Here is a 20588-nt window from a genome sequence, read left to right as displayed (position 1 = left end):
AAAGTTTTTCGTTTCGCATGTAACCTTTGGTCCTTTTTGGTGTCCCTAAGACATATGAACCAAAGATTATTCACAATGCGACAACTAGTATGCACTCTTTTTCTTTTTACAACATTTCTCTCCTTCGGTCAAAAATCACAAGCGCTAGACGCTTTCGAAGCCGTAAGTAGCAACATCGGGGCTTCTATTCATATCGTGAAGTCTCAAAAGCATAAGATAATGGTTACGGGTGATACCAAGGTTTTGCCTTATGTTGATTTTGAAGTAGATCGGTCGGCCTTGGAAATCAGGGCAGGAAAATCCGGTTTAGATTACTCCAATATTAGTATAACCGTTTATGCTCCTAAAATTCAAACCATTGCCATGTCAAATGGAGGAGTTACAACCATGGACGATGCTTTCTCGCGTATTCCTACACTAGTGGTCTCGGTAGAAGATGAGTCGATAGTTGATTTGTCGAATATCGATTTTCAGACCCTGATCACAACTTCCGACCATGCGAAACAGGTATTGTATAAGTCGGCCCAGACTATGGTAAGTTCATTTAATAGTGGTAAAAGTGTGACCATAAAAAATTAACATTCAAACAGGACTGTTATTTTTGGCATTAGAATTGATTCGCTTTGAGTGAATACTTAATTTTAATTATGTCAAAAACTAAAGACGCCAAATACAAAAATCTTTTTTTAGGATTACTATTCGATGCCATCGGAATGTTGTCTTTCGCCATTCCGTTTATCGGTGATTTTTCAGATGTGATTTGGGCTCCGCTTTCAGCTTGGCTTATGATACGCATGTACAAAGGTAGGGCAGGGCAAGCGGCGGGTGCCGTATCCTTTATCGAGGAGATTATCCCTGGTCTAGATGTTATTCCCACCTTTACGATCATGTGGTTGTACACCCATGTAATTAAGAAAGAAGATACAAAAAAGACCATAGAGGTATAATCCCTATGGTCTTCATTTTGAAAGTAGTATAGCATGGATGATAAACTAAGGGCCCAGCGTATTCGCCGTCTCTATCGTATTATCATCATCATAAGCGCCGTTGTTGTTATCGGTGCTATTATAGCCATTTACCTTTTTGCAGCGCCCTAACCCCGTATGGTTTATTCAACCACGATAGGGAAACTCTCCGCGATATCGGTTTCCCCACCTGCATCGCCCAACGTACCATCATTCGGTTTTTTGGGTTCGTGACGCAAGGTGATTTCAAGGGTTCCGTTTCCAGCGTCTCCAGTAGTCAGCTCAAAATCGATACCTACAGGGTTTCCATCCCCATCTTGATCACTGTAGGCTACGCTCGTCAAGGCCCCGGTAATGCCAAAAAAGAATTGGTGTTCATCATCCTCTTCAGCAACTTCAACAGTAACATCTTCAGCTGGCGTTTCGGTTTCATTGAGTAACTCAATAGTTCCTGAATAGATGGTGTTGGCCACGAGATTTCCCGAAACGGTCACGTCAGGAGCATTTGGTCCGTCGCCATCCAAATCTTGAGATTGTAAGCTAACACTGGCAACACCACTTGCCGTAAGGGTAACGTTCATTGTAGTAATCACTTCTTCTTCATCAACGGGAACCGGATTCTCATCATCATCTGAACAGGAAAAACCCAAAAAGGCGATGCATAGTGCGATTGCCATTAACTTGACATTGGATTTGTAAAATGGATTCAACTTCTTTTTCATTGTACTTAATTTAGGATTAATAATTATAGATTAAACGTAGACTTATATTTCTTCCTAGGTCATCTACGAAATAGCGTAGACGATTAAGGTAATCGCGATATTGAGTGTTCAACAGATTAGTGGCGCGTAGCCCTACGGTCAGGTCATGCTTGTTTTTTAGCGAAAAGGCCGTAGCAATATCCAGAGCCAATAAATGATAGGCCGGTGGAGGGGTATTGATATCAAGAACCACCTCTTGCGCCGCTTGGGGAGAGAAAACCATAATGTTCGGAGGAAAGCGTTGCTGCTCGAAAACATACTGACTTTCCAAAGAAATGGTAAGACCGTGTAAGGCCTCATTCGAATACGAAAGGCTATTGCTCATATTGGCCGCCGGTATATTGATAAGAGGCAAGTCAGAAGAGGTATCCGTACCGCGCACCCACGAAAATCGATGATCGGAACGAATTTTTTGGGTCCAATTGTTGTACACTGACAAATCGACTCCCACTAGTTGTACATTGGTTTGGCGATACGCCCATACAGGAAACGCTCCTCGAATGGTGAATTCAACCCCGTTCGGTTCTAAAAGAATGAAATCTTTTATGGCGTTAAAGTAGGGCGCTATGGTGAATCCCCAGTTGAGGGCGTTACGTTCATAAGATGCCGAAACCTTAGAAGAGCCCTCGCTCTTGATCCGCAAGTCTCCCAATTCGATTCGAGCCGCGGAATGGTGGAGTCCATCGCTGAACAATTCCGATGGATTGGGAGCCCTTCGGGCAAAGGCATAATTGAACCGTAACAACTCTTGCGTATTGAATTCATATCGAAAGCCCGCCATGGCCGAAACATTGTGATAGTCAAAAACGGGATTGACCAACAATTGTGTTCCCAAATCGTCAATGACAAGGTCACTGAAGTCTTGGTCGTAATTGCGTTCTTCCCAACGCGTGGTACGATAGAATTTTTTGGCGTCCAACCGGGTAAAATCATAACGAACGCCCATATCCAAATTCCAACGGGTGCCCAGCTTGTATTCGCAAATAGCAAATCCCCCAACATCATATTTGTCGTAATCAGGAATCAGTCTTCGTACACCTGTAGCTGGATCGGCAAAGTTCGACTGATACCTACCCAGAACTCCTAGTTTGATTTCTAGATCATTCTGCGAGTCTATTTGCAAGGTTGAAGATAGGGTATGGGTCGTCAATTGTAAGTCAAGTGATGGTTTCTCAGCATCATCACCCACCCGGATATCGAATTCAAACCGTCGATTGCTCTGAAAATCATATTGGAGATCTAATTTTCCGGTTCCCTTGAACCTTCTGTAGTAATTTAACTTGGCCAGATGATGGGTTACCTCTTGATTCGGTCTGATAATATTGTATGAAAAATCATTGATGATATTTGGTTGTTGACTATTGATTGCGGTAATCAAATCATCGACATTACCGATATGTGAAGCTCTTAGGATACCGATGTCGGAATCGAAAAAGGAATAGTAGGCTTCCCATCCCTGAAGAAAATCACGTTTTCCTAAGTTCACCGAAATACTGTTTTCCTGAATCCCCGTATTTGAGAGTAGATAATCAGGCGTTTCCAAATCACCCAAACGTTTCAATGAACCTTGTAGTTTCATGTATAGCCCTGAATCAAAGGACTTGGTCAGGGTAGAGGTGATATTGCCCCCGCGTCCATTTGAAAAAAGATTCATTTGGGTCTTACCGAAAAGAGAATCTGAGCGGGCTATGGGTAGTGGGTCGAGAACGATAACACCTCCAATCGCATCACCTCCATATTCCAAAGCGGCCGCGCCCTTGATGACACTTATTTTCTGATTGGCATTGATATCTACATTGGGCGCATGTTCTTCGCCCCATTCCATATCCTGCATACGAACGTTGTTGTTCAAAATAAGAACTCGGCTTCCATTGAGTCCCTGAATCACAGGTTTAACAATATTGGCGCCCGTGTTGAGCGAAGAAACTCCGGTTATGGTCTTCAGGGCATCGCCCAAACTATTACCGCTATACTGCTCCAATTGTTTCAGCTCTAAGGTTTCTTCTTGACTGGAATTGGTGGTCTTCTGAGTCCCTCCAACCACTTTTACTTCGTCCAATTCTTCTAAATGGTGCTCTAGACTTATTTTTTGGTAGGTGTCTCCATCTATAGTAATCGTAACAAATTGCGATTTACAATCGGGGTGTGATATCTCCAACTCGATAACCCCATCACATAAGGTGGTAAAATTGAACTTTCCGTCTTGATCGGAAGTCGTTTGTAAGTCTTTGCCCGTCACACTGATCGTCGCATTTTCTAATGCGGTATTGTCATGAAAGTCCACGACCTGTCCCAACAGAATCGCGTCGCACTCTTGACTTATTGAAAAGTTGCCGTATAAACTAGTCAGTACTAGTATTAAAAACAGTCTCATTACTGGGTATTATTACACTGGGTTTGTTACATTGACAATTCGAGGCCAATGAGGGCGCGGTTTGGGAAACTACGAACCAAGTGCAGGCGGAGGCCTACTAAAGAGGCGAAGATGTGCCAACGATGTCGTAATAGACAGTGGCACATATGCTATTTTTGGTGGAGTACTAAACAGTTGTGGGTTGGCGTCAATGGTAACGCTCGCAGTTGACAAATGCTCGATATCCTGATTTTCAATAGCCGAATCACAAATCTTACAATTTTCAATTTGATCTGTCGAAGTATCCTCATGAGTGTAAACGTGAACCGCCGAAACCTTGAAAAACATCAAGATTAGCAGAAGAAGTGATATCAGGTATGGAGCCTTTTTCTTGTACACGGGACGAAATTAAGAAAAGAATCAGAATATGGTGTTAAAGAAAACTTAACTGTTTTTACCAAAAAGAAACCCCAGGCCGAACCGACGGAGCATTTTCTTTTCGAATTGCCAAAAGAAACTGAACTGTCCGAAAAGCCATCCGAAGGCTACTAAAAGTATTTGATAAAAAATAAGACTGATGACCACGAACAAAATGTAGTAGAGTACCGGATTGAGATTTTCCTTTGTAATTCCTAATAACTTGATGATAGGTCGACCGACCAAAACACTAGAGCTACCGGTTATCGCAAAGACGATAAAGATGCGTATGAGTTCCCAGCGTTGTTCGACGACCCATTTGTTTTCCAATTTTTTGAAGATCACTAGGCACAATCTCGTAAGCAGATAGGTGAGAAACAGGGAGACCGAAGCGACGAGAATCAACGAAGTGTCGCCGAGCGCTAGTTTTGCCAACTTGTACGAGCTGTACAAGAGGCCGATAATTCCTAAAAAAGGAAATAGGAAGTGCCAAGTTTTGGTGATTTGCCAATACGCCTTGAATTTTTGCATGGATTTCGTTTCAGACTGCAAATATACCTTGTCATATCAAATTCTTGGAAAGAAAGGCCCCAATCTTTGGCGATATTTTCGTTGAAAATAAATGAAGTAGTTGTACAATTTGTAATTGACCTCATAACCATAATCTATACCTTGTCGGTAATCTATCTGCAGTTCATATAGATTGGGGTCGAAGAAATCGGATTGTAAAACCCTGCGATTCCACTCCATTACCATGAGCTGATTACGATTCTCCATAAAGGATTGGGAGTAATATCCCTCAGGTCGGGCTACGCTCTGTAACCAGATATTAAAGCCGGGTTCAATGATGATAATTTCATACTCGACTTCGGCATTGACGATTTCAATCGTATCGCCTTCCACTTGTTTAAAAGCCTCTTTTTCCGCATCTGTTATGGTCACGGCTTTTTTCGAATTACCACAACTGAAGGCAAAAATAACCACTACTATGAGTATAAGTATGGGATATATCTTTTTCATTCTTTTAAGGTACAAAAAAACCGTCCACAAAGAGTGAACGGTTTTTTCAAAATGAATTATGGGTATTATTTTCCGAAAAGGCCTCCTAGAAGTCCGCCTAGTCCGCCTTTTTTACCACCGAGAGCCATAGAGGCCACATCATCAAGAATACTGCCGTCACCATCGGAGTCAAGAAAAGTCTCAATCAGTGATTGCTGCTTTTGCGCGGTTTGGCCACCGCCCATCAAGCCACCTAAAAGGTCTCCGATTCCGTTGGAGTCGTTTACATTGTTCTGTCGTGTCTGCTTGCCCAAATACCCCATCAAAATAGGAGCGGCTACTTTCAAAATAGTACCGATAGTTCCCGCATCCATTCCTGATTTTGAACTCAGGGCGTTTTCTACTTGTGGCTGTCTGTTTCCCAAAACGTGGCCTAGAATTCCGGCACCGTCGTCCATTACCGAAGAATCGACTCCACCTCCGAAAAGGCCACCTAAATTATCCAATATACTTCCATCATGTTTGTTAGAGAGTGCATTCATCAAGCCTTGTGCACCTTCTGGTGTAGCGGCATTCTTTTTCATGGCACCCATTAATACGGGTAGCGCCATACTGAGCACACTTCCGGTTTGATCGGTCGATTGCCCTGTTTGGCCGGCAACGCCTTGAATGAGTTGTTTGCCCATAGGGCTGTTCATTAAGTCTAGTAATCCTGACATTTTAATTAGTGTTTAAAGTGAAAGCGTAATGTACAAAAAAGAGTCAACACATCTTAAAGGTACCCACCAAAATTATTTTAGCAACGCCATTATCTGCGTAGCAAGTTCCATGCCAATTCGATCTTGCGCTTCTCCGGTCGCTGCACCGATATGGGGAGTCAAGGAAATATTGGGATTCATCAGAATTTTGACTTCAGGATTAGGTTCCGATTCAAAGACATCAAGCCCGGCAAAAGAAAGTTTTTTGTTTTCCAAAGCGTCTACCAAAGCCACCTCATCGATTACTCCGCCACGAGCAGCGTTGACTATTGCTGCGCCCTCTTTCATCAAGGCGATTTCCGATTTGCCGACGACATACTCTTTTTGAGCAGGCACGTGTACCGTTACGAAATCAGCTTCGCCCAGCAAGGCTTGTTTGTCCGTGCTTTTGAACTCAAAAGAGACCGATTGCCCATCAAAGAAGGGTACTTCAACTGTAGCACTATCGATATAAGGATCGGAATAGATCACTTTCATTCCTACGCCCAAGGCTATTTTCGCTGTTGCCTGACCGATTCTACCGAAACCGATGACCCCTAAGGTCTTTCCGCGAAGTTCAATACCTTTAGCATAGGATTTTTTAAGTTCCTTGAATTTGGTATCGCCATCTAAAGGCATATTTCGGTTGGCATCATATAGAAACCGTACACCGCCAAACAGATGGGCGAACACCAATTCGGCCACCGAGGCCGAAGAGGCTGCGGGTGTATTGATTACGTGCAGTCCCTTTTCTTTTGCATAGGCCACATCGATATTGTCCATACCGACACCACCTCTTCCAATAAGTTTTAGAGTAGGGCAATTATCGATAATGTCGGTTCTCACCTTTGTGGCACTGCGTACCAAGAGACCTACAATGTTATTTTCATTAATGAAATTAACTAACTGTTCTTGGGCAACGGTAGTGGTGAGTACTTGAAAGCCCGCTTCCTGTAATGCGGTAATACCGGATTGTGAAATACCGTCGTTTGCTAAAATCTTCATAGGAAGAAAATTAAATGATTCGTGTATGATTATATGTTGTCAGAATTCAAGTGTTGCGAAGCGGTTAGAACTAGTTCATAGGCTAGCTCATCATCTCCTCCGTCGCGTAACGAAAATTTCAAATCATGTTACGCTACAACTCCTGAAATTGTAGTTCGGACCGATTTTATCCTTTCCGTTCCATTTCGCTCATAACATCGACCAAAACGCCAACACTTTCCAAGGATAGCGCATTATACATCGAAGCCCGATAGCCACCAACAGAACGATGACCATTCAGCCCATTGATTCCCGCTTCTTTCAATAATCCATCGAATGTGTCTTTCAACTTGTTATCGGTGAGATTGAAGGTTGCATTCATAATGGATCGATCTTCTTTTTTGGCGTAGCCATCGAATACCGGACTCAAATCGATTTCAGAATATAACAGTCGGGCTTTCTTTTCATTGATTTCTTCAATGGCAGGAATGCCGCCCAGATCTTTAAGCCATTGTAGCGTCAACATGGAAACGTATACCGCAAAGACCGAGGGAGTATTGAACATGCTGCCCTTTCCTATATGCACCTGATAGTCGAGCATAGATGGAATTTGTCTAGACACCTTTCCGAGAATATCTTTTTTAACGATGACCAAAGTGGTTCCTGCCGGCCCCATATTTTTTTGCGCCCCGGCATAAATCAGATCGAATTGAGTGAAATCGAGTTGTCTTGAAAAGATATCGGAACTCATATCACATACCAAAGGCACATTAGCCGTTGGGAACTTCTTGATCTGCGTACCGAAAATCGTATTGTTCGAAGTCAGATGAAGGTAATCTAAACCAGAAGGAATCGCGTATCCCTTTGGGATGTACTTAAAGTTCTCATCTTGTGAGGAACCTACTTCAATGACTTCACCGAAAAGTTTCGCCTCTTTGATGGACTTATCGCTCCAAGTACCCGTATTCAGATAACCCGCCTTGGTTTCCAGCAAGTTGTACGCGATCATCAAAAACTCCATACTTGCGCCTCCTTGTAAAAAAAGGGCTTCATAACCTTGATTCTCCAAACCCAGTAATTCAAGTGCAAGGGTTCTGGCTGTTTCCATGACCTCAACGAAATCCTTGCTGCGGTGTGAGATCTCTATGAGGGAGAGTCCCGAACCGTTAAAGTCCATGACGGCTTCAGAGGCCTGTAGAAAAACTTCCTGTGGCAGGATACATGGTCCGGCACTAAAATTGTGTTTTTTCATAATTCTTTTGAAATACGTAAAGTCGGGTGTTTTTATTTTAAGCTTCTAAAGGTCTCAAAATTTTAGAGAATTTACCCTACACAAAACCAACTAAATCTGTGATGTTTTCAACAGGAACTCAACAGTGTCGACACCATCGGCATAATCGCTTAAGTTGGGTGATTGGGTGGCCCCAAATGCAACTTCTGAGGATAAGACCCCCTCGGAAACCACACATTGTAGCTTGTCTGAATCGTTGAACAGGCGTTGTTTAATACTTTCAATTGCGCTATAGGTCTCGTAGAAAAGCGAGGCGATGGGCGAGGCATAGTTTTCATCTTCCTTAAGGATCAGAAAACCATTATCGAGAATTTTGAATTCGCTCATGAGATAAACTGCCTTGTTGTAGTCGTAATTGTTGGCATATTTGGCACTGTCAATAACATTTCGGTACGTATAGATCGCTTCGAAAAGACGATTGAAGTCGTACCCCTCTGGCACGAATATTTTCGATACGCTTCGGCAGCCTAAACCGTAATATCTGAAAATATCCTCTCCTAAGGCGGTCAGTTGAGCTTGGGATTCCTTTCCCGTCAAAACGGCCACCGAATTGCGGTTCCGTCTAATGATATTGGGGTATTTTCCGAAGTAGTGTTCAAAATAGCGAGAGGTATTGGTGCTACCGGTAGCGATGACGGCATCGAAGTTTTCCAATTTCGTATCGGTAAACTGTATTTTCTGCTCAAACAGTGGTTCTTGGTGGATCAAGTATCGCGTTAAAAACGGTAATAGCTGTGCATCATTACTGGACAGTTTGGCCAGGATAGCATTTCCGGTCATTAGCGCGGCTAGAAAATCATGAAACCCAACAAGCGGAATATTACCGGCCATGATTATGGCAACCCGCATCGGTCGCAGGTCTGAAATTTGGTATCCGGACAACCACGCTTCAAGTGTATCTTGGGTAAGCTGTTCAGACCAACCGTGCAGTGCGAAAAGAAGGTTTTCTTCTGTGAACCATCCGTTGTGATGTTTGGCTTGGGAAACTAGTCGATCCAGCTCCGTCGACCATGCAGAAGTCAATTCACGACCGCTTTGTTTGGTTTCCACATAGTCGCCAAGAAAACGACCAAGTTTAACAAAAGCTTCTAAGATTGAATTATACTGCGTCATTATATTTGTGAAAAATTAGCTTAGGAAGTACCTTTACACAAAATTAGGGATACTTTTAGTAGAACTAGACCGTTGATGATTAAAATCAACACGAAAATTGCAAAATGAATTAGGAATAGAACTTGATGTTTTCCAATATGTCTTTAGGATGAGGATGGCATTGGGTTTCGTAGAAGAAAAACCATGGCGATAATTATAACAGACGAATGTATCAATTGTGGTGCATGTGAGCCTGAATGTCCGAATACAGCGATTTATGAGGGTGCCGATGAATGGCGATACAGCGATGGAACCTCGTTAAATGGTGATGTAGTTCTTCCGGATGGCAAAGCAGTCAATGCGGATGAAGTGCAAGAGCCGATAAGCGATGAAATCTATTATATTTCTCCTGATAAATGTACCGAATGCATGGGCTTTCATGAGGAGCCACAGTGTGCGGCGGTATGTCCCGTAGATTGCTGCGTACCCGACGAAGACCGAGTAGAATCGGAGGAGGTACTGTTGCAAAAGCAGGCCTTTATGCACCCGGAAGACTAAAACGCTTATCGTTTTTTCTGCGCATGCACGACAAAAGTGTCAAAGGCGTAAGATGGTCGGTCTTCCATATGGATTACTTCGTATCCCGTTTGGGTCAGTAATGCCTCCATTTCATTTTGGGTAAAAGCTTTGAAAATAACTTGGTCTTGACCAAGTTTGACTTGATGAATCCCCTCAAGTTTGTAATAGTCTGCAGTCCAGTTGACCAAATTCTCAGCCTTATTTTCGATATGCCAATATGAATTTCTTCTAAACTTGAGTTCACCTACCTTAGCGTTATGGACCACTCTAGGGTTTTTCTCGATGTAGGGTATGAAGCGATCAGCATCGATGCAGTCAAATATCAGATGTGCTTTGGGCCGTAAAGCCTGAGCGATAGCATCGAAGGTGTCGGTCAAATCGGTATGCGATACGAGATAGCTTGACGATCTGCCCGTAATCAAGGCTAAGTCAAAACGCTTTTCGGTCGAAAAGTTGCGCATATCGGCTTGCATAAATGGTACCTCAGGATTCTTTTCTCGGGCGAGTTGTAGCATGTGCTCGCTTAGGTCAATGCCGAGATAATGCTTAAAATGTGCAGCAAGGTAACGGGCCAAATTACCCGTACCGCAACCAATCTCAAGAATACTATCTACACCGATTTTTTCGGCCTTAGTTGTATAAAATTGAAATTCCTCATCGTATGCGATAAATCCCTGATACATGGTATCAAAGACTTTAGCCAATTCCGCTCCATATAGATTGCTTATGCTCATGCCCCGTTGAATTTAAAGTCCTTTCATCATTTTTGCTACGATTTCCTTCAATAATTTTGCGCTGACCATGGCGGTCATATGGTTGATGTCTCGTGACGGATTATACTCTACAATGTCCGCTGCTATTAACGGTGCCTTTATCTGCTGAATAATATGTAAAAGTTGTCGGGTAGTCAATCCGCCCGGTTCGTGATGTGATACACCTGGCGCAAAGGCAGGGTCAAGTGCGTCTACATCCAGAGACAAATAGAGGGGATTTTCGAAGTTGGGGAGTCGGGTCAGATCCAAATCTCTCATGGGTATGATTTCCACTCCGAATTTAGCCGCCTGTACCTTTTGATGGTCCGAAAGTGTTCGTATCCCGACTTGTACCAGCCTTGAAGCCAATTGCTCTTCCATGATGCGCGCAAAGGGGCAGGCATGTGAATACCGGTCTCCTTCAAAATTATCATACAGGTCGGCGTGGGCATCGATGTGCAGCATGTCTATTGGACCATGCATTGCATGAATCGCCCTTAAAATAGGATACGTGATGGAATGGTCTCCCCCTAAGGTGAGCAAGGGTTGATCACTTTTAAGGTTTTTGGAGGTAATTCGTTCGATATCCCAATACTCCTTGATTTCATAATCTCCCGTATCATCGAAAAGCGCAGGGGAGATTTTGGTTCCGTCTTCTGAAAAATAATTGGCGGATTCACTATGATATGCCTCCCGGATGAGCGGCGGGGCCAGGGCCGGTCCTTTCAAATACGATGACTTTTCATCGAATAGTATTCCCTGAAGGGTAATTTTCTTTCCCATAGCTGATTTAATATTGAATACAGGCTAAAGATAATCGTTCCACTGAAATTATGTTTCGTCATTTTATAGGGTAGATCAAGAGGTAAAAGTTATCTTTGCGCCCGAATTCTTAATCCAGTGATTTATGAAAGCAGGTATCGTAGGACTACCCAACGTTGGTAAATCGACACTTTTCAATTGTTTGTCCAATGCAAAAGCGCAAAGCGCCAATTTTCCGTTTTGTACGATAGAACCGAATATAGGTGTTGTTAATGTGCCCGATACACGTTTAGAGAAGTTGGAAGACTTGGTGAATCCTGAAAAGGTGATTCCGGCCACTGTTGAAATCGTTGACATTGCAGGATTGGTCAAAGGAGCCAGTAAAGGCGAGGGATTGGGAAATCAGTTTTTGGGGAATATCCGTGAAACCGATGCCATTCTTCATGTATTGCGTTGTTTCGACAATGACAATATCGTTCATGTCGACGGTTCGGTAGATCCGATCCGTGATAAGGAGACCATCGATATGGAGCTACAGTTGAAGGATTTGGAGACGGTCGAAAAAAAATTGGATAAGGTAAAACGCGCGGCCAAGACCGGAAATAAAGAAGCCCAAAAAGAAGAGGCCGTACTTTTGGCAATCAAAAATGGATTGGAAGCCGGCACCTCGGTTCGGGCCATAGACCTTTCGAAAGATGACCGGAAAGAATATGTGAACCTGTTGCAGTTCATCACTGACAAACCAGTGATGTATGTATGTAATGTAGATGAGGATGCTGCGGCTGCGGGAAATGACTACGTAAATCAGGTAAAAGCCGCTGTCGCTGATGAAAATGCGGAGGTGATTGTGCTTGCTGTTGGCACTGAGGCCGATATTACAGAACTTGAGACCTATGAGGAACGTCAAATGTTTCTAGAGGATCTGGGACTTTCCGAACCCGGTTCAGCCAAACTGATCCGCGGGGCATACAAACTATTGAATTTGGAGACCTATTTTACCGCAGGTGTGAAGGAAGTGCGTGCTTGGACCATTCCGGTAGGAGCAACAGCTCCGCAGGCGGCGGGTGTCATCCATACCGATTTTGAAAAAGGGTTTATTCGGGCAGAGGTCATTTCCTATGATGACTATGTGGCCTATGGTAGTGAAACCAAGGTCAAAGAAGCAGGTAAAATGCGTGTAGAAGGTAAAGAGTACATTGTAAAGGATGGCGATGTGATGCATTTCCGTTTTAATGTCTAGTACTTTTTATCAGTTGAACTTCGTATTCCAGAAGTAAATAGATCTGCTGGTAGTACTGCAAGTCCTAATTTAGCCGAATGCCAAAAAACACTTCGGTAACCGGTATTGGTGTTGTTTTCGCCATCTTGGGTGTCGTGCTCTTTTCCGCGAAGGCCGTGATGGTCAAAATGGCCTATACGTATCAGGTCGACCATTTGACCCTGCTTTTGTTTCGCATGGGGTTTGCCTTTCCTTTTTACTTGATCATCGCTCTTGTAACCAAACCACAACCGATTCAGCAGGTCACGACCAAAGACTATGTATGGTTGGTGCTTTTCGGTTTTTTGGGCTATTATTTGGCAAGTCTTTTCGACTTTATGGGCTTACAGTATCTCAAGGCGGGCCTAGAGCGGATTATCCTTTTCATCTATCCGACCATAGTCGTACTGTTGTCGTGGCTCTTCTTTAAAAAGAAGCTCACAAGACAGCAATTTTCGGCCATATTGATTACCTATGTAGGAGTTTTGATTACCTTTTGGGATGAAATCGGAATTTCAGGGGATGCGGTCTATTGGGGTGGATTCCTGATTTTTCTTAGCGCCTTTACCTATGCCGCCTACCTGGTCGGAAGCGGTTGGTTGATACCCAAATTCGGGGTGTTGCGTTTTACCTCGTATGCCATGTTGGTTTCTACGCTCTGTATTGCAGTTCATTATGCAATGGTGGCCGATTTCGACTTGTTCGAGTACCCGGCAGAGGTTTATTATTTAGGATTGGCCATGGCCGTTTTCTCGACGCTACTACCTTCATTTTTGGTGTCTGCTGCAATCAAGCGCTTGGGGGCTTCCACTTTTTCCATTTTTGGAAGTCTGGGTCCTGTCTCTACGATTATCCTAGCCTTTCTCTTTTTGGACGAACGGGTAACGACCTTGCAGATTTTTGGAATGCTGGTGGTGATTGCAGGGGTGACTTTGGTTTCGCGGAAAAAATAGCCATTGAACCACTCTGTTTGTAGTTGGTCGATTCTGATTGTTAGGAATGTAGTAATTTACTTTCTTTGAATGATCTCATTGGTATATCATTGAATTTATGAAGTATTTTGTTTCCTCAGTTTTCTTTTTTCTTTTGCTTATTGGATGTTCAGATTCCGAAACAACCCCGGAAATCTCTGAAGAGCTGGTTTCGCTTCCTACAATTGCTACGGTTGTAGTTACGGATGTTACCGATGGTTCTGTGGTTTCCGGTGGGAATGTCACGGATGATGGAGGCGCCGCAATTACCGATCGAGGAGTGGTTTGGGGAACTTCTACCGGACCTACTATTTCGGATAATAAAATTGCCAATGGCACCGGTAAGGGCAAATTTAATAGTACCATAGAAGGCTTGGAAGCAAATGTCACTTACCACGTGCGAGCGTATGCCACAAATAGTGCGGGCACGGCCTATGGGAATGAGCTAAGTTTTAATACCCTCGAATCAGAACCTATCGCCAAGATTTTTGAAGGGGATGTTATTTTGACATCTCAGAAAGAGGTAGACGACTTTGGCGCTTTAGCATATACTGAAATTACGGGTGCTTTAAAAATTAAAGATGAGAACAATCCTTCCTCTATTAAGAATTTGAAACCTTTAAATACAATATCGGTCATAGGAGATTCTTTGGTGATAAACAATAATCAAGTTTTGATTGATTTTGAAGGTTTTTCAGAATTAAAGAAAATCGATGATGATTTAATCATAGCGAATAATAACGCCTTAAATAAAATTGATGGTTTCGAAGAGTTGTTGTACGTCGGCGGTGAATTCATCATATATAATGAAAAATCGACTTTCTCTTTAAATGGGTTTAATAAACTGACTACAGTAGAAAGAAATATGGCCCTAGTAGGTGTCTTCGCAGGTAAAATCTCAGATATAGTTGGTTTCGATAACCTTGAAAGTATAAACGGTCTTTTGACCTTAAGTGGTGTAACAGGAGAAATAAATGCTTTTAAGAATTTATCTATTGTAAGAGGACGACTTTTATTACAAGAGTTAGTTTCTATTACTGATTTCAGATTTTTGAGTTCGTTAGCACATGTTGAGGGTCAAATAAGAGTTGCAGCAAACGGGGCATTAGAATCTTTTGAGGGGTTAGAAAGTTTAACGGATATCGATGGCTTATACGTCTTACTGAATAAATCATTGAAATCATTGAAAGGCCTTGAAAGTCTAAAGATGGTAGAAGGAGGTGTTACAATTTCAATTAATGAGAAACTAACGGACTTGGATGGTCTACAAAAGATAACTAAAATAACTAATGGAGGCCTTGATATTAATCAAAATCAAAATTTAATTAGTCTTCACGGAATAGACAATTTGAACTCTGTGGCAGCGGGAGTTGAAATATGGAATAATATTTCGCTTGAAAGTTTAGATGGTTTACAAGGTTTGGAATTGACTGGTTCAGGTGAGAATTGTTTTTTTTGTTTTGGCAGAATAAGAATAGGAGGTAATGAAAGCCTATTGAATATTGATGCCTTAGAAAACCTTACTACGGCTTGGTATGCTGACATTGATATAGAATATAACTTAAAGTTGGAAAATTTAAATGGCCTAAGAAACCTGATTCATATTTATAAATCGCCAAATGATACTGGAATTCATGGTGCCAGAATTGAAGGAAATAGTAAATTAAATGATGTGTGCGGTTTAAAGAAAGTTTATGAATATAACTCTTCAAGGTATTATATTAATGGTCTTTTTAATGGACCGGTATCAGCCGATAATCCAGAAGGGGATGTTAGGGTCCTGCTGAACATGTGTGATTAAGCAATTTCTATCAACAAAACCCTTATTTCCATTGTTAATTACTTTACTCGTTAGGGGTTTTATTTTTTTTAAAGTCGTGTTATCTTAGCCAACCAAGCTTAACATTCCCATAACATGGCGCAAAACTCCCAGTATACCGAAGATAACATTCGTTCGCTCGATTGGAAAGAGCATATTCGAATGCGCCCCGGTATGTACATCGGTAAGTTGGGCGATGGCTCTTCTGCCGATGACGGTATCTATATTTTATTAAAAGAAGTTATCGATAACTGTATCGATGAATTCGTCATGGGTGCCGGTAAGACCATTGAGATCCGTATCAAGGACAAGCAGGTCAAAGTACGCGATTATGGGCGTGGCATTCCGTTGGGAAAGGTCGTCGATGTGGTCTCTAAAATGAATACGGGCGGCAAGTATGATTCGCGCGCTTTTAAGAAGTCCGTTGGTCTTAATGGAGTCGGTACAAAGGCGGTCAATGCCTTGTCCAGTTTTTTTGAAGTGCAATCCTCCCGTGAAAATAAAATAAAGACAGCGGAATTCAGTAAAGGGAATTTGGTCAAGGAAGAAGGCCCTGTGGACACTTCGAAGCGCAAGGGTACCAAGGTCAGCTTTATTCCTGATGATGCCATTTTCAAGAAGTACAAGTACCGCAATGAGTATGTGGAACGCATGCTCAAAAATTATGTCTATCTCAATCCGGGATTGACCATTGATTTCAACGGAGAGAAATTCCATTCGGAAAATGGTCTCAAGGATCTCTTGGAAGACAATAACAATACAGGGGATTTCCTCTATCCCGTTATCCATTTAAAAGGAGACGATATTGAGGTAGCGATTACCCATAGCAAGACCCAGTATAGCGAGGAATACCATTCGTTTGTCAACGGTCAGAATACCACACAAGGAGGCACACACCAAACGGCCTTTCGAGAAGCTTTGGTGAAGACCATCCGCGAGTTCTACAAAAAGAACTACGATGCTTCCGATATTCGCAAATCGATAATTTCCGCAATATCGATCAAAGTCATGGAGCCCGTCTTTGAAAGCCAGACAAAGACCAAGCTCGGATCCACCGACATGGGCGGTGACTTACCCACGGTACGTACCTATATTAACGATTTTGTCGGCCGACGGTTGGACAATTACTTGCATAAGAATCAGGATGTAGCAGAGGCCTTACAAAAGAAAATCATGCAAGCGGAGCGAGAACGTAAAGAACTCTCCGGTATTCGAAAATTGGCCAAGGATAGGGCAAAGAAGGCCAACCTTCACAACAAAAAATTGCGGGACTGTCGCGTGCATTTGGGTGACGTCAAAAACGACAGAAACCTAGAGACCACCCTGTTCATCACGGAGGGTGATTCCGCTTCCGGTTCCATTACGAAATCGCGTGATGTCAATACACAGGCGGTATTCAGTTTAAAGGGGAAGCCCTTGAATTCCTATGGATTGTCGAAGAAGATAGTCTATGAGAATGAGGAGTTCAACCTGCTACAGGCGGCACTGAATATCGAAGAATCGATGGAAGATCTCCGCTACAAGAACATTGTCATCGCAACGGATGCAGATGTTGACGGAATGCACATTCGCTTGCTACTGATTACCTTTTTCTTGCAGTTCTTTCCAGAGTTGATCAAAGAGAATCATTTGTATATTCTTCAGACACCGCTGTTTCGCGTGCGCAATAAAAAGGAAACGATTTACTGTTACAGTGATGAAGAACGTAGGGCCGCAATTAAAAAATTGACCGGTAAGCCCGAAATTACCCGATTTAAAGGTTTGGGTGAAATATCCCCTGATGAGTTCAAGCATTTTATAGGAGATGATATCCGATTAGAGCCGGTAATGTTAGACAAGGCGATGTCGATAGAAGAATTGCTTAGTTTTTATATGGGAAAGAATACCCCGGACCGTCAAAAATTTATTATCGAAAATTTGAAGGTTGAAATAGACCTGGTCGAAGAAAACCAATAATTAACCCGGTCGCCAATCGGCGAACCCAACTAAACTAGAGGATTTTAGCTGTATGGCTGAGAACGAAGAAGATTTAAATTCACCGGCAGATGAAGAGGGGCTACCCAAGGGAGAGGAAGAAAACACCAACGTACCCTCTGAAGAAGAAGGTGAGGATTTAAACGAAAAATCCGCTACTGAAGCGGAAGCCGATACAACGGATTCCGAAGATATGGCGAACGAAGAAGATGCCCAAGACGATGCCCTGACCAAGGTAACCGGTATGTACAAAGACTGGTTCTTGGATTATGCCTCTTATGTGATCTTGGAACGTGCGGTACCCGCTATCGAAGACGGATTCAAACCGGTACAACGCCGAATCATGCATGCGCTTAAAGAGCTCGATGACGGTCGCTATAACAAGGTGGCGAATGTCGTGGGGCACACCATGCAGTACCATCCCCATGGTGATGCGAGTATTGCCGATGCCATGGTGCAAATGGGGCAGAAAGACCTGTTGATCGACACCCAGGGAAACTGGGGTAATATTTTAACCGGAGACCGTGCTGCGGCCTCCAGATACATTGAAGCGAGACTCTCCAAGTTTGCTTTGGATGTCGTATTCAGTCCTAAGATTACCGAATGGCAACAGTCCTATGACGGACGCAAAAAAGAACCGGTCAATCTTCCGGTGATGTTTCCGCTGCTTCTGGCACAAGGGGCCGAAGGTATAGCAGTAGGCCTTTCCACGAAAGTGCTTCCGCACAACTTCAATGAATTGATAGATGCCTCCATCAAACATTTGGAAGGCAAACGATTTAAACTTTTTCCCGATTTCCCGACAGCGGGTATCATCGATGTCACCAATTACAATGATGGCATGCGTGGGGGTAAGGTACGGGTACGGGCCAAGATTTCCCAGATGGACAAGAATACGTTGGTGATCAATGAAATTCCTTATGGTACTAATACCTCTTCATTAATCGATTCCATCCTAAAGGCAAATGATAAGGGAAAGATCAAGGTGAAGAAAATCGAGGACAACACCGCTGCGGATGTTGAAATCTTGATTCATTTGCCCAGTGGTATATCGCCCGATAAGACCATAGATGCGCTTTATGCGTTTACCTCCTGTGAATCGTCTATTTCTCCATTGGGTTGTATTATCGAGGATAATAAACCACTTTTCATTGGGGTCACCGAAATGCTAAAACGCTCGACGGATGCTACGGTAGAGTTATTGCGCCAAGAACTGGAGATACAACTCGGGGAACTGGAACAACAGTGGCATGCCGCCTCTTTGGAACGTATTTTTATCGAGAACCGAATCTATCGCGATATCGAGGAACAAGAAACCTGGGAAGGGGTCATCAAAGCGATTGATGAAGGACTTAAACCGCATACCAAGCATCTAAAACGGCCCGTGACGGAGGAGGATATTGTTCGTTTGACCGAAATTCGTATCAAGCGTATCTCCAAGTTCGATTTGGACAAGGCCCAACAGCATCTTGATAATCTAGAGGAAAAAATTGCCGAAGTCAAACACCACCTTGCGAATATCATTACCTATGCAGTCGACTATTTCAAACGCTTGAAAGCTACCTATGGTAAGGGAAGGGAGCGGAAATCGGAAATTCGAATATTCGATGACATTGAAGCCACAAAGGTGGTCATTCGCAATACCAAGCTGTATGTGAATCGCGAAGAGGGCTTTGTGGGCACTTCCATGCGACGTGACGAATATGTTACGGATTGTGCGGATATCGATAACATCATCGTCTTCACCAAAAACGGCAAAATGATGGTCACTAAGGTTGATTCTAAGACCTTTGTAGATAAGAACATCATTCATGTGGCGGTCTTTAAAAAGAAAGACAAGCGCACCACCTATAATTTAATTTACAAAGACGGAAGGGGAGGACCCAGTTACATCAAACGCTTTAACGTTACTAGTATTACCCGAGATCGGCTATACGATGTCGGTACAGGAAAAGCGGGCACCGATATACTTTATTTTTCGGCCAACCCGAACGGTGAGGCAGAGGTCATTACCGTATTGCTTCGTCAGGCTGGTAGCATTAAAAAGCTGAAGTGGGACCTGGATTTTTCAGATGTTCTCATCAAAGGTCGGGGCTCGAAAGGAAATTTGGTCACCAAATATTCCGTAAAGCGGATCGAATTGAAGGAGAAAGGACTTTCTACGCTCAAACCTCGAAAATTATGGTTTGATGATACGGTACAGCGCTTAAATATGGATGAACGAGGTGAGTATCTTGGTGAATTTACCAGTGAAGACCGCTTGCTTGTCATCAATCAGCAGGGAAACATTAAGACCGTAATCCCTGAACTGACATTGCGCTTTAATGATGACATGATCGTCTTGGAAAAATGGGAACCCCAAAAACCGATATCCGCAATTTATTGGGAAGGGGATAAGGAACTATTTTATGTAAAGCGCTTTTTAATCGATAATCCCGAACGGGTTGAATCGATTCTCACCGATCATCCGAAATCATATCTTGAGAAGGTCTTTACGGATTATCGCCCTAAGGCGGAAATTGTATTCGCCAAAAAGCGGGGTAAGGACCGACAGGATAACTTGGAAGTCGATCTTGAACAGTTTATTGCCATAAAGGGAATATCGGCGATGGGAAATCAATTGACCAAAGACAAAGTTTTGGAAATCAATGCGATGGCCTCATTGCCTTACGAGGTGCCCAAGCCGAGAGAAGCTTCTGAAATAGAGGTGGTAGACGAAGAGAATGTAGTGACCCAAGAGCTATCGGTAGCACCCAAAGAACCGCCGGCGAGCGATAAAACATCCACAAAGCCCACTGACCAAGAGGATGTTGATGATGATGACGAAGAAGGGCAAATAACCTTGTTTTAGATGAAATGGTTTAAAATTCGTTT

The 20588-nt window shown here is 43.0% G+C and carries 18 protein-coding genes; 8 read left to right on the top strand and 10 right to left on the bottom strand.

Features of this window, described 5'->3' with window-relative positions:
- The first annotated feature begins 75 nt into the window (after positions 1–75).
- Positions 76–579, top strand: a complete 504-nt coding sequence (locus ACKWCA_RS13875; RefSeq protein WP_413978810.1) for a GIN domain-containing protein — start codon at positions 76–78, stop codon at positions 577–579.
- A gap of 68 nt (positions 580–647) precedes the next feature.
- Complete coding sequence (locus ACKWCA_RS13870) at positions 648–947, top strand: hypothetical protein (protein WP_413978809.1); 300 nt, start codon at positions 648–650, stop codon at positions 945–947.
- A gap of 161 nt (positions 948–1108) precedes the next feature.
- On the opposite strand, the gene ACKWCA_RS13865 is transcribed toward ACKWCA_RS13870, so the two are convergent.
- From ACKWCA_RS13865 to ACKWCA_RS13830, 8 genes are all read right to left on the bottom strand, one after another.
- Positions 1109–1687 (bottom strand): type 1 periplasmic binding fold superfamily protein, encoded by a 579-nt coding sequence (locus ACKWCA_RS13865; protein ID WP_413978808.1) that lies wholly within the window; start codon positions 1685–1687, stop codon positions 1109–1111.
- Between the two features lie 16 nt (positions 1688–1703).
- On the bottom strand, positions 1704–4100 hold the full coding sequence (locus ACKWCA_RS13860) for a TonB-dependent receptor (RefSeq protein WP_413978807.1): 2397 nt from the start codon (positions 4098–4100) through the stop codon (positions 1704–1706).
- A gap of 423 nt (positions 4101–4523) precedes the next feature.
- Complete coding sequence (locus ACKWCA_RS13855; protein WP_413978806.1) at positions 4524–5027, bottom strand: DUF6787 family protein; 504 nt, start codon at positions 5025–5027, stop codon at positions 4524–4526.
- A gap of 36 nt (positions 5028–5063) precedes the next feature.
- Positions 5064–5516 (bottom strand): DUF6146 family protein, encoded by a 453-nt coding sequence (locus tag ACKWCA_RS13850; RefSeq protein WP_413978805.1) that lies wholly within the window; start codon positions 5514–5516, stop codon positions 5064–5066.
- Between the two features lie 65 nt (positions 5517–5581).
- Complete coding sequence (locus ACKWCA_RS13845; RefSeq protein WP_413978804.1) at positions 5582–6214, bottom strand: DUF937 domain-containing protein; 633 nt, start codon at positions 6212–6214, stop codon at positions 5582–5584.
- Between the two features lie 72 nt (positions 6215–6286).
- On the bottom strand, positions 6287–7237 hold the full coding sequence (locus ACKWCA_RS13840; RefSeq protein ID WP_413978803.1) for a D-2-hydroxyacid dehydrogenase: 951 nt from the start codon (positions 7235–7237) through the stop codon (positions 6287–6289).
- Between the two features lie 166 nt (positions 7238–7403).
- Positions 7404–8468 carry a 3-phosphoserine/phosphohydroxythreonine transaminase gene (gene serC / locus ACKWCA_RS13835; protein ID WP_413978802.1) on the bottom strand — a complete coding sequence of 355 codons (1065 nt, stop codon included), beginning with the start codon at positions 8466–8468 and terminating at the stop codon, positions 7404–7406.
- Positions 8469–8558: 90 nt separating this feature from the next.
- Entirely contained in the window at positions 8559–9620 is a 1062-nt protein-coding gene (locus ACKWCA_RS13830) for an acyl-CoA reductase (RefSeq protein WP_413978801.1), read from the bottom strand.
- 183 nt (positions 9621–9803) lie between these two features.
- Here ACKWCA_RS13830 and ACKWCA_RS13825 point away from each other — a divergent pair, with 183 nt between their 5' ends.
- A complete protein-coding gene (locus tag ACKWCA_RS13825) occupies positions 9804–10157 on the top strand; it encodes a 4Fe-4S dicluster domain-containing protein (RefSeq protein ID WP_413978800.1) in 354 nt (117 codons plus the stop codon).
- Positions 10158–10162: 5 nt separating this feature from the next.
- Here the strand turns inward: ACKWCA_RS13825 and ACKWCA_RS13820 are convergent, their stop codons facing one another.
- Together ACKWCA_RS13820 and ACKWCA_RS13815 are read right to left on the bottom strand one after the other, a co-directional pair.
- Complete coding sequence (locus ACKWCA_RS13820) at positions 10163–10912, bottom strand: class I SAM-dependent DNA methyltransferase (protein ID WP_413978799.1); 750 nt, start codon at positions 10910–10912, stop codon at positions 10163–10165.
- Positions 10913–10924: 12 nt separating this feature from the next.
- On the bottom strand, positions 10925–11713 hold the full coding sequence (locus ACKWCA_RS13815; RefSeq protein ID WP_413978798.1) for an agmatinase family protein: 789 nt from the start codon (positions 11711–11713) through the stop codon (positions 10925–10927).
- 124 nt (positions 11714–11837) lie between these two features.
- On the opposite strand from ACKWCA_RS13815, the gene ychF reads away from it, so the two are divergent.
- The 5 genes from ychF to ACKWCA_RS13790 all read left to right on the top strand — a co-directional run bounded on the left by ychF (position 11838) and on the right by ACKWCA_RS13790 (position 20565).
- A complete protein-coding gene (gene ychF / locus ACKWCA_RS13810; RefSeq protein WP_413978797.1) occupies positions 11838–12932 on the top strand; it encodes a redox-regulated ATPase YchF in 1095 nt (364 codons plus the stop codon).
- Between the two features lie 77 nt (positions 12933–13009).
- A complete protein-coding gene (locus tag ACKWCA_RS13805; RefSeq protein ID WP_413978796.1) occupies positions 13010–13903 on the top strand; it encodes a DMT family transporter in 894 nt (297 codons plus the stop codon).
- Positions 13904–14000: 97 nt separating this feature from the next.
- Positions 14001–15722 (top strand): hypothetical protein, encoded by a 1722-nt coding sequence (locus ACKWCA_RS13800; protein ID WP_413978795.1) that lies wholly within the window; start codon positions 14001–14003, stop codon positions 15720–15722.
- 114 nt (positions 15723–15836) lie between these two features.
- The gene (locus tag ACKWCA_RS13795; RefSeq protein ID WP_413978794.1) at positions 15837–17696 is read left to right on the top strand and encodes a DNA topoisomerase IV subunit B; all 1860 of its coding nucleotides are present in this window, start codon (positions 15837–15839) and stop codon (positions 17694–17696) included.
- Positions 17697–17907: 211 nt separating this feature from the next.
- Positions 17908–20565 (top strand): DNA gyrase/topoisomerase IV subunit A, encoded by a 2658-nt coding sequence (locus ACKWCA_RS13790; RefSeq protein ID WP_413978905.1) that lies wholly within the window; start codon positions 17908–17910, stop codon positions 20563–20565.
- Positions 20566–20588: the final 23 nt, after the last annotated feature.

Source organism: Maribacter corallii (assembly GCF_047345415.1).
GTDB lineage: Bacteria > Bacteroidota > Bacteroidia > Flavobacteriales > Flavobacteriaceae > Maribacter_C.
Note: the sequence above shows the minus strand (reverse complement) of the source record. Positions and strands in the feature narration are given on the sequence as shown.

Coding starts and splice junctions, on each gene's coding strand:
- ACKWCA_RS13875 (WP_413978810.1), top strand. CDS start 76: ATGCGACAACTAGTATGCACTCTTTTTCTTTTTACAACATTTCTCTCC.
- ACKWCA_RS13825 (WP_413978800.1), top strand. CDS start 9,804: ATGGCGATAATTATAACAGACGAATGTATCAATTGTGGTGCATGTGAG.
- ACKWCA_RS13820 (WP_413978799.1), bottom strand. CDS start 10,912: ATGAGCATAAGCAATCTATATGGAGCGGAATTGGCTAAAGTCTTTGAT.
- ACKWCA_RS13850 (WP_413978805.1), bottom strand. CDS start 5,516: ATGAAAAAGATATATCCCATACTTATACTCATAGTAGTGGTTATTTTT.
- ychF (WP_413978797.1), top strand. CDS start 11,838: ATGAAAGCAGGTATCGTAGGACTACCCAACGTTGGTAAATCGACACTT.
- ACKWCA_RS13845 (WP_413978804.1), bottom strand. CDS start 6,214: ATGTCAGGATTACTAGACTTAATGAACAGCCCTATGGGCAAACAACTC.
- ACKWCA_RS13830 (WP_413978801.1), bottom strand. CDS start 9,620: ATGACGCAGTATAATTCAATCTTAGAAGCTTTTGTTAAACTTGGTCGT.
- ACKWCA_RS13865 (WP_413978808.1), bottom strand. CDS start 1,687: ATGAAAAAGAAGTTGAATCCATTTTACAAATCCAATGTCAAGTTAATG.
- ACKWCA_RS13870 (WP_413978809.1), top strand. CDS start 648: ATGTCAAAAACTAAAGACGCCAAATACAAAAATCTTTTTTTAGGATTA.
- ACKWCA_RS13800 (WP_413978795.1), top strand. CDS start 14,001: ATGAAGTATTTTGTTTCCTCAGTTTTCTTTTTTCTTTTGCTTATTGGA.
- serC (WP_413978802.1), bottom strand. CDS start 8,468: ATGAAAAAACACAATTTTAGTGCCGGACCATGTATCCTGCCACAGGAA.
- ACKWCA_RS13795 (WP_413978794.1), top strand. CDS start 15,837: ATGGCGCAAAACTCCCAGTATACCGAAGATAACATTCGTTCGCTCGAT.
- ACKWCA_RS13790 (WP_413978905.1), top strand. CDS start 17,908: ATGGCGAACGAAGAAGATGCCCAAGACGATGCCCTGACCAAGGTAACC.
- ACKWCA_RS13860 (WP_413978807.1), bottom strand. CDS start 4,100: ATGAGACTGTTTTTAATACTAGTACTGACTAGTTTATACGGCAACTTT.
- ACKWCA_RS13815 (WP_413978798.1), bottom strand. CDS start 11,713: ATGGGAAAGAAAATTACCCTTCAGGGAATACTATTCGATGAAAAGTCA.
- ACKWCA_RS13855 (WP_413978806.1), bottom strand. CDS start 5,027: ATGCAAAAATTCAAGGCGTATTGGCAAATCACCAAAACTTGGCACTTC.
- ACKWCA_RS13805 (WP_413978796.1), top strand. CDS start 13,010: ATGCCAAAAAACACTTCGGTAACCGGTATTGGTGTTGTTTTCGCCATC.
- ACKWCA_RS13840 (WP_413978803.1), bottom strand. CDS start 7,237: ATGAAGATTTTAGCAAACGACGGTATTTCACAATCCGGTATTACCGCA.